This window comes from Mesorhizobium sp. M4A.F.Ca.ET.022.05.2.1, from assembly GCF_003998845.1.
Lineage (GTDB): Bacteria > Pseudomonadota > Alphaproteobacteria > Rhizobiales > Rhizobiaceae > Mesorhizobium.
Map to the genome: position 1 here is coordinate 1 of NZ_RZOJ01000813.1, position 586 is coordinate 586.

General features: G+C 67.2%; 1 protein-coding gene. It reads right to left on the bottom strand.

Annotation, left to right across the window (positions count from 1 at the left end; translation table 11 throughout):
* The coding region (locus EN745_RS35575; protein ID WP_145992366.1) for an FAD-dependent oxidoreductase at positions 1–586 on the bottom strand (586 nt) is incomplete at both ends.

A 586-nucleotide genomic window follows, 5' to 3' on the forward strand; every position in this document is an offset into this window, starting at 1 on the left:
CTCTCGCCCGACAGCCGAGCGCCGCCGCAGGTCTGGATCAGCGGTCCCGCCAGATGCTCACCGGCGAAGAAGATCTTGTCCGCCACCGGCCGCATCAGGGTGGCGCGCGCCTCCGATCGTCCGGGCCGCGCCGCGGCATAGGCGCCGCGCACGTAGCGCTCGCCGCCCCAATTGGTCATCATGGCGCGTCCGACATGCTTGCGGGTGTCGGCACCGAAAATGTCGCACAGCCGGTCGACGACGAAATCGATACCGGCCGCCTCGCCGGCCGCCGACATTTCCCAGGCGAAGTCGCCGCCGACGAAGCCGACCATCAGGTCGAGATCGAAGGGAAAGCAGAGAAAGTAGATGTCGTGCCTGGCCAGCCGCTCGACCAGCAAATCGTCGAAAGGCTGCAGGCCGAGCCGGGTTCCGCTGATCTCGACCGGCAATTTGGTCAGCATGCCCATCGGCAGGTCGAAGAAAGCGGAAAAATGCGCATCGGGAAGGGCCGGCGAGAACGCGATCTCCTCGAAGGCGAGCACGGCGGGCGAGGCGGGGACGATGACCGCCCTGGCGCGGATTGTGCCCCGATCGGGGACGCAAG